10 protein-coding genes are annotated in these 19,183 nt (G+C 53.9%); 5 read left to right on the top strand and 5 right to left on the bottom strand.

Annotated features, from left to right (window positions below):
- The first annotated feature begins 78 nt into the window (after positions 1 to 78).
- The 5 genes from ACR3ZL_RS18480 to ACR3ZL_RS18460 all read left to right on the top strand — a co-directional run bounded on the left by ACR3ZL_RS18480 (position 79) and on the right by ACR3ZL_RS18460 (position 9,857).
- Positions 79 to 2,538: a DUF1549 domain-containing protein gene (locus tag ACR3ZL_RS18480; protein WP_473653518.1), complete on the top strand. Its 2,460-nt coding sequence runs from the start codon at positions 79 to 81 to the stop codon at positions 2,536 to 2,538.
- 53 nt (positions 2,539 to 2,591) lie between these two features.
- Positions 2,592 to 4,589: a c-type cytochrome domain-containing protein gene (locus ACR3ZL_RS18475; RefSeq protein ID WP_473651632.1), complete on the top strand. Its 1,998-nt coding sequence runs from the start codon at positions 2,592 to 2,594 to the stop codon at positions 4,587 to 4,589.
- A gap of 204 nt (positions 4,590 to 4,793) precedes the next feature.
- On the top strand, positions 4,794 to 5,627 hold the full coding sequence (locus ACR3ZL_RS18470) for a biotin--[acetyl-CoA-carboxylase] ligase (protein WP_473651633.1): 834 nt from the start codon (positions 4,794 to 4,796) through the stop codon (positions 5,625 to 5,627).
- A 284-nt stretch (positions 5,628 to 5,911) separates the two neighbouring features.
- The gene (locus ACR3ZL_RS18465; protein WP_473651634.1) at positions 5,912 to 7,396 is read left to right on the top strand and encodes a GumC domain-containing protein; all 1,485 of its coding nucleotides are present in this window, start codon (positions 5,912 to 5,914) and stop codon (positions 7,394 to 7,396) included.
- A 262-nt stretch (positions 7,397 to 7,658) separates the two neighbouring features.
- Positions 7,659 to 9,857 (top strand): CHASE domain-containing sensor histidine kinase, encoded by a 2,199-nt coding sequence (locus ACR3ZL_RS18460; RefSeq protein ID WP_473651635.1) that lies wholly within the window; start codon positions 7,659 to 7,661, stop codon positions 9,855 to 9,857.
- A 113-nt stretch (positions 9,858 to 9,970) separates the two neighbouring features.
- On the opposite strand, the gene ACR3ZL_RS18455 is transcribed toward ACR3ZL_RS18460, so the two are convergent.
- The 5 genes from ACR3ZL_RS18455 to pilM all read right to left on the bottom strand — a co-directional run bounded on the left by ACR3ZL_RS18455 (position 9,971) and on the right by pilM (position 19,154).
- Entirely contained in the window at positions 9,971 to 11,401 is a 1,431-nt protein-coding gene (locus ACR3ZL_RS18455; RefSeq protein WP_473651636.1) for a metallopeptidase, read from the bottom strand.
- 166 nt (positions 11,402 to 11,567) lie between these two features.
- A complete protein-coding gene (gene holA / locus ACR3ZL_RS18450) occupies positions 11,568 to 12,617 on the bottom strand; it encodes a DNA polymerase III subunit delta (RefSeq protein WP_473651637.1) in 1,050 nt (349 codons plus the stop codon).
- A gap of 399 nt (positions 12,618 to 13,016) precedes the next feature.
- Positions 13,017 to 15,047: a hypothetical protein gene (locus ACR3ZL_RS18445; protein WP_473651638.1), complete on the bottom strand. Its 2,031-nt coding sequence runs from the start codon at positions 15,045 to 15,047 to the stop codon at positions 13,017 to 13,019.
- Between the two features lie 57 nt (positions 15,048 to 15,104).
- Complete coding sequence (locus tag ACR3ZL_RS18440) at positions 15,105 to 16,937, bottom strand: hypothetical protein (protein ID WP_473651639.1); 1,833 nt, start codon at positions 16,935 to 16,937, stop codon at positions 15,105 to 15,107.
- A gap of 75 nt (positions 16,938 to 17,012) precedes the next feature.
- Entirely contained in the window at positions 17,013 to 19,154 is a 2,142-nt protein-coding gene (gene pilM / locus ACR3ZL_RS18435; RefSeq protein ID WP_473651640.1) for a type IV pilus assembly protein PilM, read from the bottom strand.
- Between the last annotated feature and the right edge of the window lie 29 nt (positions 19,155 to 19,183).

Here is a 19,183-nt window from a genome sequence, read left to right as displayed (position 1 = left end):
GCTTGTTCCGCGGCGGTATGTGATTTGAAGTGGGAAGATGCCCAGCGAGCGACAGGTCATCGCAATGTTGCTATCTCGATGCTTCTTGTATTTGGGGTCGCCTGTTGCTTATTGATGGGCTCGGTTAACGCTGCGACCACCAATGCCAGTATCGCGAAAACCGACGAAGCCGATCAGGTGCAGTTCGACGTTTACCCGCCGAAGATCTCTCTGGATTCGGCTGACGATTTTCAGTCTTTCATCGCCGTGCTGCGGCGCGACGATGGTGGTACCGTGGATGTCACGGATGAGGTTCGCTGGACAGTCGAAGACACCAAACTGGCCAAGGTTGATGGGAATACGCTGCGGCCTCTCGCTGACGGCAAAACGTTTCTCGCCGCCCGATTCCGAGGTCAATTGGTGCGTGCCGAAATCACTGTTTCGCATGCCAGTGAACATCCGCCGGTCAGCTTCGCAAAAGACGTGATGCCGGTCTTAACCCGCTCGGGTTGCAATACGGGATCGTGTCACGGTGCTGCCCGCGGAAAGGATGGCTTTCGGTTGAGTTTGTTTGGGTTCGATCCCAACGGAGACTACGACCGCATCACCCGCGAAATCGGCGTTCGGCGAATCAATCTGGCTCTTCCAGCGGAAAGCTTGTTCTTGAAAAAGGCGGTGGGGTCGGTTCCGCACACGGGCGGGAAGTTGTTCGAAGTCGACAGTGATTACTACCAAACGTTGCATAAATGGTTGCAAGCCGGTGCTCCTAACGACGATTCTAAAAAGTTGCCCGCGACGGTAAGTGACGTCGCGATTTATCCCGCGCAGGCGGTGTTGGAAGGCGATGCTGCGTCGCAGCGAATGGTTGCTGTGGCGACGTACAGCGATGGAACAACTCGCGATTTGAGTCGGCTTGCTTCGTTCTCAACCAATAATTCATCCGTTGCGTCGATCGATCAGGACGGTGTCGTGGTTGCGGGTTCGCGAGGCGAAGCCTTTGTGATGGCGAGGTTTGATACGTTCACCGTCGGCAGCCAGGTTTTGACACTGCCCGCCGAAACGAAGTACTTGCCGCCAGCGACATCGCCGGTCAATTACATCGATGAACTTGTCGATCGCAAGCTCCAGCAATTACGGATTCTTCCTAGCGAGTCATGCACCGATGCAGAGTTCATTCGTCGTGCAACGATTGACATCACCGGTTTGTTGCCCGCCGCCGAAGACGTGACGCAGTTTGTTGCCGATCCGGCTGAAGACAAGCGAACCGTTCTCGTCGATAGTTTGCTTGAGCGTAAAGAATTCAGCGAGATTTGGGCGATGAAGTTCGCTCAGCTCATGATGATCAAGTCTACCAATCAGGTGTCCAAGAAGTCGGCGTTGTTATACGCCAGTTGGTTGACGGATCAATTCGCAAGAAATGTTCCGGTCAATGAAATGGTCGAAGACTTGCTGACCAGCACCGGTGGGACATTCACAGAGCCGCAAACCAACTTTTACGAGTTGGAGCGAGAAACGCTGAAGATGTCTGAAAACGTTGCTCAGTTGTTCATGGGAATTCGAACCCAGTGTGCCCAATGTCACAACCATCCGTTTGATCGCTGGACGATGGACGACTACTACGGCTTTGCCGCGTTCTTTGCTCAGGTAGGTCGCAAGCAGGCCGAAGATTACCGAGAGCGTATCGTTTACAACCGCTCGTCCGGTGAAACCAAACACCCGGTAACCAATCAGAACACGGCTCCCAAATTCCTCGGTGGCGACGTTCCGGAAACCAAGGGGAAAGACCGCCGTGAAGTGCTAGCCCAGTGGCTTGTTTCGCCCGAGAATCCTTACTTTGCTCCCAGCATTGCTAACCGAGTTTGGGCTCACTACATGGGCTTAGGCATCGTTGAACCCGTTGACGATATCCGCGTTAGTAATCCTGCGTCGAACCCGGAGTTGTTCCAAACGCTGGGAGATAAGTTGATTGAATACAACTACGATTTCCGGAAACTGGTTCGCGACATCTGCACGAGCCGTGCATATGCTCGAAGTTGCTTAACGAACGAGACCAATGCACATGACACACGCAATTTTGCTCACGCGGTGGTTCGACGAATTCCTGCGGAAAGCTTATTGGATTGCGTTTGCCAAGTAACCGAGTCGCCTGAAAAGTTCAGTGGTTTGCCGCTGGGAAGTCGGGCCGTGCAAATTGGCGATGGAGCAACCACTAACTACTTCCTGACGACTTTCGGTCGATCGCCCCGTGTCACGGTATGTGACTGTGAAGCGTCGACGGAACCATCGCTGTCCCAGGCTTTGCATCTGCTCAATGGCAATTCAGTGCATGACAAGATCAAGCGGGGCAAGGTGGTTCAAAAGTGGTTGAAGGAAGAAAAGCTTTCGCCGACCGATGTGGTCAATCGCATTTATCTGCGTTGTCTGGCTCGTTTGCCGGTTGCGGAGGAGCACCAAGCCGTTGATGAGTTGTTGGCGGAAAAAGATGCTGACGCCCAAGCGATTTTGGAAGACGTGTTGTGGGGCGTTCTAAACGGACGTGAGTTTGTTTTCAATCATTAAACGCGTTGCTGTAACCTGAATACCTCAGCGGTTTCCTTTTGACGGATACTAGAATGTTTCGATCTTTTTTCGTGTTGCTTTTTGCGAGTGTGGCAGGTTTGGCGGGCGCTGAGTCGGCCAAAGAAGTTCCTGGCAAAACCAAGGTGACGTACGAAGACGATGTGAAGCCGATCTTTCGCGAACACTGCATGACGTGTCACAACCAGGGTGACAAACGTGGTGGGCTCGCGCTGGATTCCTATGGCGTGCTGATGGAAGGTGGCGGTAGCGGCGAGGTCGTCTATGACGATGGCGATCCGGACGGAAGTCGTCTTTGGCAGTTGGTCAACCACGACGACACACCGGTAATGCCGCCGGAGCAACCCAAGATTGCTGAAAAGCAGTTGGCGGTCATCAAGGCTTGGATCGAGGGCGGTGCTCTGGAAAATTCAGGTTCCAAGGCGAAAGCCAAACCCAAGAATTCGTTGGCGTTTGCAGCCACCACTACCGGCAAGCCTGACGGTCCGCCGCCGATGCCAAAGGGACTTTCTCAAAACGTTCCAGTCGTCACGTCACGTGCTGCTGCGATCACGGCAGTTGCCGCTAGTCCGTGGGCACCGCTTGTTGCTGTCGCTGGGCAAAAGCAGATCGTTCTCTATCACGGCGAAACGGGGAAACTGCTCGGCATTCTTCCCTTTACCGAAGGTGTTGCCCAATCACTGCGTTTCAGTGGTGATGGTCGCTACCTGGTTGCTGGCGGGGGTGAGCATAGCGTCCGTGGTATCGCAGCGGTTTATTCCATCGAAACGGGAGAGCGTATGGCTACTGTTGGCGATGATTTCGACACCGTCTTTGATGCGGATTGCAGTAACAAGTTGGACCGGGTCGCACTGGGTGGACCGCAAAAGATGTTGCGGATCTTTGATGCCACCGATGGCACGTTACTATTCGACCTGAAGAAGCATACCGATTGGATCTATGCCGTCGCTTACAGTCCCGATGGTGTGTTAGTCGCGTCGGCCGACCGCAGTGGTGGTGTTGTGGTTTGGGAAGCCGATACGGGACGTCAATACTTGGATTTGACCGACCACAAGGGTGCTGTCAATTCGCTTAGTTGGCGTGATGATTCCAATGTTTTGGCCAGTGCAAGTGACGATGGGACCGTGAAACTTTGGGACATGGTCGCCGGTAAGGCGATTAAGTCAATCAGCGTGGGGAGTCCAGTGACATCCGTGCGATTCGATCACAAGGGCCAATTGGTTACCGGTTCGAAGAACAAAAAGGTTCAAGTTTGGGATGCCGCTGGTAAAAAGCTGCATGAGTTTTCGGGAGCAACTGAATCGGTCTTGGAAGTCGCCATCACGCATGATTCCAGTCGTGTTGTCGTTGGTGATTGGAGTGGTTCGGTGCAATTGAAGTCCATTGCGGATCCGGCATCCGGGATCGCTTTGCCAGCGAACCCCGCACCGGTTCAGGATCGCTTAAAACGGTACGACCAAGTTTTGGCAAGTATGCGAAGTCAACTCACGCCGCTGATTCAAAAACGGGACGAGGCCAACACCGCCTTGGAAGCCGCTAAGAAAAAGCTCGCTGAAACCGAAACCCAAATTAAGACGAGTCGTACTGAGTTAGATGCTGCCAAGAAGTCCGTTGCCGACCTGAAAAAGTCGATGGCCGATAAGAACGCTGGACTTGCACCCATCGAGAAACAATCGCAGGACCTGTACGACAAGATCGTTAAGTCGCGGCAATCGATCGACAAGGCGAACCCGGCCAAAGGGGCAGAGGAACTGGCCGTGTCGGAAACTAAGCTCGCCGAACTATTGACGCAGATCGCTAAAACGAGACGAGATGTCATTCAAGCCAACAAACTGGTCGATGATGCGGCCGGCAAACTGAAAGCGTTGGAAGGACGTGTTTCAGCGTTGGTGGAGGCGCAGAAGAAGCAGACCGAGCAAAGGGATGCGGGGCAGAAACGTCTCAACGAAGCGAAGGTGGCTCATGATCAAGTTGCGAGTAAGCTGAGTGACCAGGAACGAGAAAAGGCGGAACTCGCTGCCGCGGCTCAATAGTTGATGGAAGCGGCGCATCGGATCTTCTCAGACGAAGCGATTTGCAGAGTTCGAGCGGACTCATTGGTGTTTGCTTTGATGATCGAATTGACTACCGATTGAGCGTTCTCGCCTTGCGATGGTAAGTTGTCGCGAACAGCATGCCTGCCTTATCGAGGCTTGTTATCTGATCCGCCGACTTGCCCTTGGTTCTGAAGTAGTTCTATGCATCAATCGCCCGCTGAAACGGATGACACCATTCGTCGTGTGGTGAACGGTTTGCTAGCCGAGGGCGTGATCGCATCGAGTGATCATCACGCTCAACTTGGCTCGACGAATACGACGGCAATGGATTGGTTGCGAGCATCCATGGCGGATGCCAATACGAATTGGCGAGACGAATTGCCTAGGCTGGTGATCACGGACTGCCAAACTTCGGGGCGTGGCCGACAAGGGCGTAATTGGACCGCGCAGAATGACGGGTTAGCATTTTCGTTAGTCTGCAGCGGTGCCCACCGTCTGCTTTCAATCGCAGTGGGTGTGGCGATTGCTCAAGCGATTGAGTTCGTGGCTGGTCCCACATCGTGTGCGTTGAAGTGGCCCAACGACCTATGGATGAATGGTTCCAAGGTAGGCGGAATCTTGATCGAGGGCGTTAGTGTTGCTCGGGATGAGTCAACAACGGCCAGTGTCCCTGAAACGATCGCAATCGTCGGGATTGGGATCAACGTCGGTTCGAGCCCTGAAATCGAAGGTGTTGCGACTTCGTCCGTCGTTGAATCCACGGGTAAAGTGATTTCTCGATCCGAGTTGTTGGCCGAGATCGTTCCTTCGGTGCTTAATCAGTTCGCCACTGGACCGGATGGACACGACGAAGCGATCGCCGAATTTACTAAGCGTTGCGTGCTGCAGGGGGCACGGGTGCGGTGCTGGATCGACGGTGTGAACGTGGAAGGCGTATGCGAAGGGATCTCCTCCGCTGGCGAGCTTCTGGTTCGCAGCAGTTCTGGAATCGTTCGGTGTCAAAGCGGCGAGGTCACACGCGTTCGGCACGTGTAAGACCGTAGCGTGCTAGGTGGAGTGACGGTTTAGCGTGTACTGGTAGCCGCCAGCACATGGATGCATGAGGGCGATGCCGGCCGCAGGTAGCGTGTGATTGAAATTTGATCCGCCGTGATCGCTACAACCGGCATGACTGTTTTCAGCGAAAGCGATTCTGGTTGCGTTGAGTGATCTCGGTGTACTTCGTTTTCAGCCGCACCGTGGTCGCGTCCTAGTGTTGCTCGGACATTTCTATCGATGTCCTGAACTCGCTGCACCTCCTTAGCTACCTTTGTTTCGCCATGTCTGCCGCACCGACGACTACGCCCATTCCTTGGAAACATATCCGCAACGTCCTGGTCATGTTCGCTCCGTTGTGGGTGGGTTCGGCTGTGTTGTTCGGCATTTGTGGAATCGGGGTTGCTGTACTCTCCAAAGACCGATGGTCGGCTCGGCAACCGTTGGTGTTGCGTGACGAAGCGAATGGTGCGGTTGATCGACTGGGCCGTTTCGCCAGTCAAACCGAAATGAAAGCGGCTCAGGAAACGATTCTCGAAATGGCTCAGAATCCTGAAGTCGTCGCCGCCGCGTTAAGGCAAATCGGTCCACCTGATGGTGGCGAAGATTCGAGCTATCCGTCATCGCGAGTTGTCGATAGCGTCGCAACCCAGTGTGTTAACGTTGTCGCACCCCAGGGGAGCGAGTTTGGTAACACAGAGATGGTTTACCTGACCGTCGAAGCGGAAACTCAGGAACGAGCTAGCGAGTTCTGCGGCGTCATGCTGGATAACTTGACTGCCCACCTTCGAGAGGTTCGCCGTATCCGTGCGGATAGTGTGATTGTCGAATTGACTCATGCACGCGATTTGGCTCGTCAAAAGCTCGACTCAGCCTTGGCTCGGATGAAGAAAGTCGAAATCCAGGTTGGTTCCGACTTGGGCGAATTGCGGAACCTGAATGACACGATCTCCGGTGACGGAGCTAATCGCCGAACGATGCAGGAAAATGTACGCGAATTGCAAATCGCTGAATTGGAGATGGAGCGGTTGGAATCGCTTTATCGCGTCTTGCAAGCAGGTTCGAAGGACGCACGACACCTTTTGATCAGTGGTGACGAATTGCTGTCTAGTCAACCATCCCTGCAGCGACTCAAGGACGGCATGATTGATGCACAATTGGAATCAAGCAAGCTGGCAAGTATTTATACGAAGGAGCACCCGCGTCGTCGGGCCGCGATCACTGTTGAACGCGAGATTGCTCAACACATGCACGAAGAAGCCAAAGCGGCGTTGCAAGCGATGTTGCCAACCTTGCAACTCAGTCGAGATCGGGTGAAACGTCTTCGTGAACAACAAAGCTCACTCAACGAAAAGTTGAACCGATTAGCTGGCGTCCGAACCAGCTACTCGAAGTTGGATGCTGAAGTGAGAGCTCTGACTGCCCAGCTCGGTCAGGCTGAAGCATCGCTTAGTGAAGCACAAGCAAGCCGTTCGGCAGCGTTGTCTACTAATTTGCTGAGCGAACTTGGTCCACCGCAGGTTGGCGATTCGCCCGAAGGAATGTCTGGTTCAATGACCGCGATTGGGTCAATCATGGCTGGGTTGGTGTTCGGATTGGGGACGGTATTTCTAGTCGCTCCCGGACCGACGGGGCCAACCTACGGTCGTCGTTTGAATGACTATCTGGCCGGACGCCGCAGTACCGATCCGGGACACAAATCCGGAGAACGTCAAGAAGGACAAGCCGGTGCATTGCCGCCCAACGGTGTTGACCGGCGAGGTCGGTAGCCGAGCGATATGTCGCTACAATACGGCATTCATCTACAGATGCATCTTCGCACGGGGTACTGTCGAGTCAAAAGGCGAGATTGTCGCACTTGTTGACTTGGCCGGTTAGCATTTAGCATAATTCCAGTGAACCTGCACGGCGATGCGAAACGCGTGGTCGGTAGATACGAAGACGGGTACTGCTAGTCAAAGTTCCTTGTGTTTGCACTTTTGTGTCCGCATTTAAGATAGGGACACCCAAATGCGAAACAGCGATCGATAAATGCCGGTAGATGACCTTTCAAAGAAACGCTCTTGGCAATTCGGTTTCTGGCGTGCGTTGCTGAATTCGCACTGGGCCGCTTGGTTCATTCTGGTGGTCTCACTTGCGCTGACCGCGGTCGCGTGGTCGCTTTCTAATCGGTATATCCAGCGACGTGCCGGAGATCGCTTCAATTTCCGGGTCGATCAAGTACTGCATGCTATCGATCAACGAATGCTAGAGTATGAGCAGGTTCTTCGAGGTGGAGTCGGGCTATACAATTCGTCCGATTCGGTCAGGCGAGAAGAGTGGCGGACATACATCGCCAATTCTCAGTTGCAAAAGTTCTATCCTGGGATCCAAGGGATGGGAGTATCCCTGATCGTTGCACCAGAAGAGAAGGAAGCGTTCGAACGTTCGGTTCAGGAAGAAGGCTTCCCCGACTTCAAAATACGTCCTGAGGGGGAACGAGAGCTCTACACTGCGATTGTTTATCTAGAACCGTTTGACTGGCGAAATCAACGCGCTTTCGGATACGACATGTATTCAGAGCCAACTCGCCGTGCCGCTGCTTCGCACGCGGTGGATACTGGCGACCCGGCCGTCTCAGGGATGGTGACCCTCGTTCAAGAAACTGATGAGGATCCACAGAAGGGATTCTTGGTCTATCTACCGCTTTATGATCCGGCTATGCCCGTTGATACGGTGGAACAGCGACGCGAAGCGGCGATCGGATTCGTTTACGCACCCTTCCGAGCACACGATTTGATGCACGGGATATTGCGGTCTGGCATGCCCGACATCACTTTTCGGATTTATGACGCTCCGCATCCAACGTCCGATGCGTTGATGTACGCAAGTGATGAAGGCAGTGTTGATGGTGCCCCAGAGCATCGACCGGATTTCGAAAGTCAACGTGAACTGAGACTTCATGGACGCACATGGACGTTGACCTTTCAGTCCGAAGCAGGCTTTGTAAGCCAAGTCGAAACCTTGCCAAGCCTATTGGTGGGCTGTGGTGGGTTGCTAATCGATTTGCTGCTGTTCTTTGTGATTGGTGCCATTGGTTCCCAGCAGCGGACGGCGAGTGAATTGGCTAACAAGATGACGGCGGCCTATCGACGGACGGAAAAGCAATTTCGAGCGGTTTTTGATACCTCGCTCGATCCAATCTTATTGGTTGATGGTGATCAGCAGATTTTGTATGCCAACCCAGCCGCGGAAGCCATTTTCGGAGAAATGGTACAAGAGGTCGACACACGCTCGTTGCCAGATCTCTTTTTCGATGCGTCACCCAGCTTGGCCGCCGAGAAGGGAATGCCAGCGGATAAGGGAAGTGTCGCATTGCAAGAAGAATTCATTTGCAAGCGAGCGGACGGCACAACATTTCCCGCTGACGTCACATCGTCGGCCTGGGAAGACGAGGGACGAACGTTCATGGCCGTCGTCGTTCGCGATATTTCGGATCAAAAGCAGAAAGACGAAACCATTCGGCAACAAATCCAGGATCTCAAAAGGAGTAACCGTGATCTGGATGACTTCGCCTATGTTGCGTCGCACGATTTGCGTTCACCGCTGAGAGGAATCGAAAATTTGGCTAGTTGGGTAGTCGAAGATGCATCCGAATTGCTGCCGGAAGCTTCCAAGAAACACTTGGAAATGATTATCAGTCGGATCAGTGTCTTGCAGTCATTGCTAACCGACTTGTTGGCTTATTCACGGGTAGGACGCGTTAGCGAAAAAGTGGCCGAGGTCGACACACAGGCGATGGCTGAATCGTTGATTGAGATTCTCGATAAGCCGCCAGGCTTTCAAGTTCAAGCAGAAAATCTACCCGTCATAATGACGTTGAAGACGCCGCTTCAGACATGTTTGCGAAACCTGATTGATAACGCAATCAAGCACCACGACCGAAGCGATGGACGTGTGACTGTGACCTGTGAGATGGATGACGACAATGTGTGCTTCGTTGTGGATGACGATGGGCCTGGGATCCCTCAGCGATCTCAATCTCGTATCTTTGATATCTTCCAAACGTTGCAGCCCAAGGGCGGCCAACGCACAGGTAGCGGTATTGGCTTGTCGATTATCAAGCGAACGGTCGAAAGTTATGGCGGTAAGATCGAGGTCGATTCAGCCCCTGGGGAAGGTGCTCGATTTCGGTTGACCATTCCCCGTGTTATCCGTCGGCAAGAAGCCGATAATCAGTCGAACGCTTGACTTGATTCGGATGAGTTTAGCTATCGCTGCGTCAGTGATAGATCGCTTGAGCGTCTGGCGGTGACTACAGCGACGGCCCGAAAGTAATATGAGCTTGATGCAGGAAGCATGGCTCAGAGCCTTTTGCTAGACTCGAAACCGTCAATGCTGATGGCTCGAATTTGTTGAAGAGCCTTTCCCTTTAGCTCAGCATCGATTTCGCTTCGCTTGATCGTGATGCTGCGAAGGGCTTCGGTTGCTGAGAACTCACGGAACGTTTCAATGCGGTCGTTCGCGTGAAAACCAATCCAACCGATGCCAGAGTCGCAACGGACTTCGACGTCATTGTCGCTGAGTTGGATTCGGGGCGTTGCTGAGGATGTCGTTTCATTCGCATCGAGTTGCAACCATGGGCTCCAGCGAAGATACGACGCACTTTCAGGAGCGAAGTAAGCTTCTTCGCTATCCTCGAAGTTGACGAGGTTGCGGTTCCGACGACTACGAGGATCTTGAAAGGTCACGAATCGATTGAAGTGATCAAAGCCACGACTCATAATGCCAAAACGATCACCACAATGGGGTAGACCGAGTGCGTGACCGGTTTCATGGAGCGTGGCCCCAATCGTGGTGGATGCCAGTCCCCAGATCGCTGAGTGGCTGACGCTGTCGTCGTGAATTTTGGACGTGTCATATTGCGACTCGTCACGGAAAGTGTCGGCAGCTTGCGAAATGCTTAACGGCCAGGAAAACACTGAGGCACTACCAAAGAGGCCAAGGTTGGCGCCGCCTAACGCGGTGTGCCCTTTCATCTTGCCGGTAGCTGCGTCCTTGCGTGTGTAGGCGGCCAGTACCACGTTCTTGGCATCAGGATCTGGATGCTCTTGGTTGATCGATTGCCGGACGTTGTTCCACCAGCGATTGCTATCGCCTAAGGCGTAGTAGTCTTCTCGGGATAATGGACCTTTCCAAGTGTGAACGATTACCTTTCCCTTCGCGTCCCGTTCCAACCGAAAGGTGCGTCGACCATAGCCAAGTTCGTGCATTCGTTCGGCAGTAAAAGTTTGCATCAAGAGAGCGGCGGTACGCAGACGCGACTCGTATTCCTGCACGAGGTCGTCCGTTGGTGTGGCAAAGTCGGTGTTACCGCTGTTGTCGGTCATCCAAACCAAACGAATGTACTTCGGGTTGGTTTGCGGCTGATAGTGAATGGTCAGCGACAGCGGATCGAGATCATCGGCGATTAGCTGAATTTCATTCCGTCCAGGCGATAACTCCACCAACGCCTTGAAATGTCCGTTGAGAGTTACAGCGTTCGTTTTTAACGAGCCATCGGGAGCGTTGACGTTGACGATCTTGAGCTGCGACGTCTTCGATGGAACTGTGCCTCTTAGTAAGACAACGGAGTATCGAACGGTGGAATCTTGTTGATGATTTTCAACGGCTAGTTTGGGCAACTCGCTGTCGCTGGCAAACGATACCGTCGAGTGGTGACCGAATAATGCGGTGACACAACAACAAGTCAGCGCCAATCGAGTGGCAAATGTATTGAGACGGGTATCGACCATTGCGTGTAGACCTGAAGACCATGATGTGTGCTAGACCGGATGAGCGAATCTACGCGTGGCTCGGTCTGTGGACGGCTGGGTTTGGGGGCGGCTGGCTGTGCGAAAAATCGATCGCCGAGCCGAATCGTCCGCATAACGGGTTCATGCGAACGGTAGCGAAAAGTCGCTACGCACCCTGTGCCAGTTTAAGGACCAACTGTTCTAGCATGAAGCGGTCGCGACCTTCGGCGCTATGAGTGCCCTTAAGCCGCAGGTCAGCGTCCAAGAGCCAGCCCAACAATTTTTTGGCACGAGGTCGACCCATGGTCTTGAGTTGCTTTTTAGCAGCTTGCAGTTCACTGGGGCGGCGGATGCCTGCTGATGCCAATGCATCCTCGAACTGCCAAGCACGTCCGGTGCGTTCGCGGTGTTCAATGACGACCGTAGTCATTGCTAAACGACGCAGCGACCAAGCAATTTGTGGCAACAAGGCGATCGCTTTCTCGCCGCTGGTGAAAAGCTTGTCGAGTTGTCGAATCGCTTCTGCAGCGTCGCCGTTGGCAATCGCATCCGTAATTTGCCAGACCGTCTTGCCTTTCCATCCGGAAACGATTTCACGTACTAGTGATTCTTCGATCTTGCCACCAACGTCAACGTACAACGCCAGCTTAGCAATTTCGGTATCGAGCATCCCAATGTCTTCGTCGAGTAACTCGACCAAGGCGTCTGCAGCACCGGCGGACAGTTTGGTTTGGTGACGCTTGGCAACATAACCGGTTAGAAACTTCCGGCGAGTCGCAGCGGTGACTCCCACTTTCGTATCCGTTGCGTTTCCACATGCAACAAGCAGGTGACTCTTATCCGTCGCCTTGTATAGGCGGGTGTTGGTGGCCAGTGAGTCCAGTTCGAGCACGAGGCGGGCGGCATCGCCGGGTGCGGCAACGTACTTTTCCAGTTCCGTTCGGTTCGCCGTGACAAACTTGTCGGCTGAGCGAATGACCAACGTACGTTTGTCACCGGCATCGAAATCAAACAAGGACGCAGTTGCCAGATCATCTCTCAAGTCAGACCACTTCGTAGTCTCGCCTTCGAATTGAGCCCAGTCGCCACCTGCTACTAGGGTGTCCAATGCCCAGCGGCGGAGCGTGGAATCATTGCCGTACAGCACTGCGATGCGATCACCAGCGACGGTCGGCGTTGTCTGCGAAATGTATTCGAAGGCGTGTTGTCGAGGCATGGCTCTCGTCCATGAAAGTTCAATTAAAAAGCACAGCCAAGTCTGGCTCGATCGATCACGTTATATGGTGAACGGTTCCGTGGTGGATCGGAATCGATTGAGAACGAGATCGACTGAGAAACGGGCCCTAGCATTAATGCCGATTGGGCTCCAACTAACGTCAGACGGAATTCGCACAGACATGCGAGGTTCACGAAGACTCGGCTGTTAAATTCGCGGTGAGCGTTAACCGATCGGAACCCTACCGACCAAGTTATCGCCAACGGTGCCAACTCGGACCAGGGGCCCAAGTTGCGAATTTCGAATGCGCGAGCCGCCCGCCAATTGGTGGCGGAACAGGAGCCGATCTTAATTCCGTAGAGCTAGATGCAGGACGACGCCCGACGGTCCGCCGGCGATTTACTCGCCTCGCTCATCGGCGAAGGAGTAGATGCGATATTGCTCTTGATCCTCGACTTCGGACTTCAGTTTTAATCCACCGGATTCGTCAAAGAGCAACATCATGCCAGGACGCTTCAATGCATCATTTTCGTCCATTTCCAGCGACTGACCTCCTTCGAGTCCAACCACGGTAGTACCGGACAACACGCGGACATCCGGAGCTTTCTTAATAAGAAGGTTAATCGGATCGATCACGTCCGCATCACCGGTATGTGCCAGCGTGGATCCCTCGCTGAGTTGCTTCTTGAAAATGGGCATGGCGGTGGCGTATTGAACGTTGTGGTTCAGGCTAAGAGCCTTGGCAGTCGGTTGAGATTTCGAATACTTCACCTCCCGTCCCGCGACTTGGAAGGTTCGCAGTCGAGGTTGTTCGACCGGTCCCGTGAAGTAGCGGCTCAACGAAGGCAGTGAGGCTGGCGGGCTGGGCTCGCTCCATGGACTCCAACGAAGGAAATCACGCTTTTTGGTTTCCTCGGCCTTGTTCATCAACCCTTGAATTCGAGTGTATACCTCACGTGCCAGTGTTGAGCTTTTCGGCTGGTGGAGTGGGTTGGCGGGGAAGTTGGGGTCTTGGACTCCGAAACGTAGGCGGTAGACATACTTCCGGCCTGGCAGCGGGCTTTTGGGATCGCCGCCACGGGCAAAATCGTAAAATCGCATGATCTTGAAATCGACGGGATCAATCTCCACCATCGTCATCGATTCGGACATTCCCATTCCCATGTTCATGCCCATTTCCATGCCCATGCTCATGTCCATATCCATTCCCATCCCCATTCCCATACCGAAGTCTTCGCGGCCGCCGAATGCGTTGGCGCCAGGAATGGCGAGCTCAAGATCGTCCGGGTTCACCTCTTTGACTTCTACGGAAGATTCCATCATCTCCTGTTGAAGCTTGGCGTCCCGTGAAATCATTGGAATCTTGGGGTGCAACGCGAACTTGGAATAGTCGCTTAGCAACACCGGTGGGATGTAACCAGTCAAGTTAATGTCTCGGTAATCGAGCGGCACCAATTCCGGGGCGTATCCGGCCCAGGTATACGCGGCGCGTTTGAGATCCGATTCGCGGGTGCCGATCAGAATCCAATCCTCTTCGACCAATTGTTCGACAGGTTTCTTGGTCACTTCAGCCCGCTGGATCTCGTAATTGAAATACAACGGTTGATCTCGTTGAGGCAAATAGCCCTCCGCTTCGGAAAACGCCTTGCGGAAAGCTTCAGCGACTTGCTTGTGAGGCAACAGTGCAGTGCCCGCGATGAACCATGCCGATTGGATGCCGACGGGCTTTCCAGTGGTGTTGTTGGTGCTGCTAGAGGCTCGATAGCCGAAGTTGTACTTGTCGTTGAATTGGCGTTGGGCCCCTGGGGTCATCTCGGTATCCATTCCCATCCCCATACCGCCCATCTGCATCTGCATTTCCATCTCCATTTGCATCTGCATTTCCATCTCCATTTCCATCTCCATATCGTCCATGCCGCCACGGCGACCTCGTGGAGAACGTCGTTTTGTCGGAGCGACCGGTTTCTCGGTGACCTCCAACGCGTCGGCTCCTTCGAGCGATGACACACGGTTAGAGCCGTTTAGCACGGCAATGGTTTCGATATGACCGCTGGTTAGCAATTCCAACGGAGCAAACAGTTCTGGGTCCTGACGGCGTGTCGCGGAGTCCGTCGGCGACGTTGGGATCAACAGATGCGGTAGCTCGTAAGGCTTCGGGTCGACCGGGGTTTGCCGCTTCAAGGTCTCGGCAATGATGTCGAATTTCAGCGTTTCTTGCCGCGGGCCGATGATAGCCTCGGTGTGGTCATCATCAATACTTGAGCGAACCTGATTCGCTTCAGCCGCTAGTTGATCTGGTTGTTGCTCGTCACGCATGTCGGGCATCTGCAACCCGCCGTAGATCATCCACAGCGAAGCTGCAGCGACGATCGCCACGACGATTTTCTCGCCGTGGAAAATGAAGAAGTTTTTGATCTTATCGGCGTCCATGAGATTCTCCGTCGTGACAACGACTGGTGGAGTGAATGATTGTGTTAGTCGAAAAACTTAGGCGGCGAGTGTCGATGAAACGCACTCGATCCAGTCGCGGTGTGGTGATGTGCACGTCGTTGACGAGTCGATCGCAGCCGACCGTTCATTGATCGCGATTGCATGATTGAGGCCATCGCTTCGATGCCAGTTGAATGCGTTGTCACCCGCTGCGGGGGCCGCATCAGGTGCCGCGGGCTGGACGGGCGACGCCGCGTCAGAGGCGGGCGGAGTCGCTGCTGGCGGAGTTGCGGCCGGTGGCATTGCTTCCGGAGCAGCTGGCTGCGGAGTTGCGTCAACCGGCGGTTGATCCACTGGTGGCTGATTCACTGGTTGTTCAGGTGCTGGTAACGCTGCATCAGGAGCGGCCACGTCGCCATCGCCAATACCGCCAAGCACTTGGCCGTCGATCACGGTTTGAGCGGTAACCTGTTCGACACCCAATTTCTCTTTTTGCGGCGGGTTGTAGATGTGGATAAGTCCGTAGACTTCCACGTTTACATCCAACGGGAAAGTATCCGGCTGCGTGTTGCCCATCGCTCCGCCCATGTCGCGTCCCATGCCCATGCCCATATCCATTCCCATATCAGACATTGATTGGCCGGATCCGTTCAAAGGAAGGATGCGAGTCTGTTTCACCTGGACCATCAAGGGCACGCTTCCGCAGACCGCGATCAGTTCAGGGACTGCTCGCTGGTCGATTTGGACAGACATCATGACGGGCACACGTTTGGCAACCTTCAGAGGAGCATCCGTTGGTGAATCGCTTTCCAACGCGCTCCTTAATTGAGAACCGGTAATGGGCTGGTTCAGGGTGTCGACATAACGACCGTCCGCGGGGTCCACCCCAAGGCCGCCTTCCATACCCATTCCCATATCCATCCCCATGCCCATTCCCATATCCATCTCCATCCCCATGTCCATTCCCATATCCATCTCCATTCCCATCCCCATGTCCATTCCCATGCCTCCATCCATACCCATGGATGCCACGCCGGGCGATGCGAGGGCTCCCGCAACGAAACGAACTTGTCGTCCCATCGAAAGCTGGTTGATTTTGCGGATTTTGGCTTCGAAGGGTTGTTGAGCATCCCCATTAACCTGGGCAATGATTTGCAACAACTGTCGCAAAATCCACAGGTTCTCTTGGCTGTAATAAACTTCGAGCGTCGACGGTCGACGACCTTCCCAAGGAAACAATTCCGCGACAAGTGACTGTTGTGCGGCAATGGGCCACTGCACCAGTGGGCCGGTTTCAGCACCGGTGATGTTCACGCGGGCCGTGCTATTAAACATTTCGCCACCCTGGAAGCCTGAGTCCATTCCCATGGTATCGGACTGGTCTTTGCCAAAACTGGCTTTCCATTCCGCCTTTGCGATTTCCGCCATGCTCGGCAAAACATTGGGGATGTAGTAACGGTACAGGTTCAGCAGCTGGGTTTCTAGCTTTTGATCTTCAAGAGGCGGGTAGGCGACGTAGCTTTCAATCGGGATCAAATCGCGATACTCGTCGACGAAGTCTTTCGTCAGCTCTTTTTCAGGCCATACTAGAATGTCCTTTTGGGCGTCGTAGACATTTTGCCAAGCTTGAAGAACTTCATTTTGGCGACCCTCGATCATCGCTTCCATCTTCTCGTGCGAAGTTGGATTGGGGTGCACCGCCAATTCCGAGCGAATGCTTTTGACCGACGAAACCTCACTTCGAATACGGCTCGCTCGGCTTTCCCGTTCCGCGATCAGCGTCGACGTGACAGAATGCCAGACAAACAGTGATCCCAAAAGAATCAAGCCGACTGAAATCCAAAAGCCATATTGCTTGAGGAAATCTAATGCAGGTTTGAGTTGATCCATGGTTACGGTCGCTGGGGAATAAAGGTCAGGTTAGGAAGAGGAGTTGCTGAAGGTGTGCCGATTCATTTCGTCGCGTTAGTTCATCGCAACGTCACCGGATTCCATCGCGGCTTGTTCGGCTGCCTCGGCTTCGGCCTCCGCTTCCAGTTTGAGTTTGATTCGTTCCGAAAGTGCTAGTGGAGTCCAGACAAACTGGAACGTGAAGTCCAGTCGACGCACTCGCAGGGTTGGCGGTTGGTACAGAATCTTTTCACCATCGGGGCCGTCGATTTCCGTCGGTCCGGTAATCCCCTTCGGTGGCGTTAGCATTGCATAGGGTGCGGCGGGGTCGTAATCCGGATTGGGAATCAAGACTTCCACGGGTTCTTTTTCGTCCAATTGCAGTGGGTAGTCGAAGCCCATCTCTTTCGGCGTGAAGGTCAATTTCTCGCCGTCGATACCGGTCAGCGTGATTGGCTTTTCAATAAAATTGGTGGTCAGGTATTTGCGGACGTGGTTGGTGCCTTCCAGACCTTTCCGTTTCACACTGTTGTAATAGTGGTAACCGGTTAGCTGGATCACCCAGCCTTCACCGGTTGGTCCGGTGTCGGTAGCGAACTCGTCGGACAACGTCCGTTTCATCGTTCGCGCCCAGTTCTTCATTTCTTCCTTGTATCGCTGGTCAACCAGTGGCGTGTACCAGAGCGCCAGATCGGTTAGCTTCTTCGTTTCGATTTGGGTGATGTGAAAATCAATTCGATCTTCGTAGGGCAACTCGGTGGGCGAAGGAAGTTTCCCGTCGGGATAGTCTTCGCGGGGAATCAGCAGGTTGACCGCTTTGAGCATCTCCAGCCAAATCAGCCGTTCTTCCACATTTCCGGATACTTCTTCGCCGAGGCTGTTCAAGAACGCTAGGCGATTTTCAAGCGTCGAGTCTTTTGTCTTTTCGTCGCTACTGTAGGTGGTCAACTGCGACACCGACGACGATGCACCCTTCCAAACGTTCTCGTGCGTGGTCGCCCACGAACGCTGGGTGAACGCATATTGCACGGAAGTTCCTAGCAACAATGCGGCCAAACCAATTAGGGTCCAAGGCTTTTTCGCTCGGATCATCCGTTGCGTTAGGATTTCCTTGGGCACCAACGTGGTGTGGACTTGGCCCATTTCGAGGCCCTGCAAGCACAATCCGTAACACACCGCGAAAGTGGGCGAGTTGTCACGGAAGGTGGGCATCGACAGAACGTCCTCGCCAGCCAATCGGCTGAAACGATCCAGGACTTGGACTTCGTAGCCAAGGTTCTTGCCGAGGTAGGCTGCCAAGCCAGGCATCTTGACTGTGTTACCGGTGACCAGCAGTTCAACGATTTCCGCCTTCTTGTCCATGCTGCGGAAGAATCCGATCGACCGTTGGACCTCGGTGACCAGGTCATTGAAGACCGGACGCATGGTTTGGAAAACCAGCTTGGGGTCGACCGCTTCGCGAGCGTTGCGTTTGAGGTGCTCAGCTTTGGCGAAGGTGAGCTTCAGGTCCTTGGTTAATTGACGCGTGAAGTGGTTACCACCAATCGGCATACTGCGTTGCCAGATTCGGAAACCATTGGTGATCACCAAATCGCTGGAATCCGTACCGATCGAGAGGATGACTGTCGAAGTGGGGGGATTGTCGACGTCGAACTCTTCGGTCTCAAGTCGTTCGTGCATTCGGTCGTAGGCGACCGCGTTGTACAGCGCGATGGGAGCCAGTTGGATCGAATCGACCTGAACATCCGCTTCCTGGAACGGTGCCATTTGTCGATAAGCTTGATCGCGTTTCATCGCGAACAGCCCGACTTCACTTTCCAGTGCGTAGCCTTCTTGGATGACGGCCCCGGGCATCATCTGATAATCCCAGATCACGTCGGAAAGCTCGAACGGGATCTGTTGTTTCGCTTCGTAGCGAACGATGTCAGCGATCTTCTTCAGGTCCACCGGTGGCGGCTTGAAGAACTTGGCCAAACCACTTTGGCCTGGAACGCTGATAACGACCTTGTCCCGGATCGCGTCATTGCGCTCAACGAGTTGCGTCAACGCCTCGGCGATCATCTCGTCGGGGTTGGCGTCGGGCTGACTTAGAATTTTGGGGTATTCAATGAAATCGAAAGCATCAGCGACAATTTCGTCGCCTTTTTTGACACAGTGGAGTGCCTTCAGGGCGCTTTGCCCGATTTCAATTCCCCAAACGCCGGCGGAGCCTGCCATGGATTGCCTTGGAACGATCGTGTGTAGAA

The sequence above is a fragment of the Rhodopirellula sp. J20-39 genome (assembly GCF_057365095.1).
This window is presented reverse-complemented; position numbering and strand designations above follow the sequence as displayed.

Coding starts and splice junctions, on each gene's coding strand:
- ACR3ZL_RS18480 (WP_473653518.1), top strand. CDS start 79: ATGCTTCTTGTATTTGGGGTCGCCTGTTGCTTATTGATGGGCTCGGTT.
- ACR3ZL_RS18475 (WP_473651632.1), top strand. CDS start 2,592: ATGTTTCGATCTTTTTTCGTGTTGCTTTTTGCGAGTGTGGCAGGTTTG.
- ACR3ZL_RS18470 (WP_473651633.1), top strand. CDS start 4,794: ATGCATCAATCGCCCGCTGAAACGGATGACACCATTCGTCGTGTGGTG.
- ACR3ZL_RS18465 (WP_473651634.1), top strand. CDS start 5,912: ATGTCTGCCGCACCGACGACTACGCCCATTCCTTGGAAACATATCCGC.
- ACR3ZL_RS18460 (WP_473651635.1), top strand. CDS start 7,659: ATGCCGGTAGATGACCTTTCAAAGAAACGCTCTTGGCAATTCGGTTTC.
- ACR3ZL_RS18455 (WP_473651636.1), bottom strand. CDS start 11,401: ATGGTCGATACCCGTCTCAATACATTTGCCACTCGATTGGCGCTGACT.
- holA (WP_473651637.1), bottom strand. CDS start 12,617: ATGCCTCGACAACACGCCTTCGAATACATTTCGCAGACAACGCCGACC.
- ACR3ZL_RS18445 (WP_473651638.1), bottom strand. CDS start 15,047: ATGGACGCCGATAAGATCAAAAACTTCTTCATTTTCCACGGCGAGAAA.
- ACR3ZL_RS18440 (WP_473651639.1), bottom strand. CDS start 16,937: ATGGATCAACTCAAACCTGCATTAGATTTCCTCAAGCAATATGGCTTT.
- pilM (WP_473651640.1), bottom strand. CDS start 19,154: ATGGCAGGCTCCGCCGGCGTTTGGGGAATTGAAATCGGGCAAAGCGCC.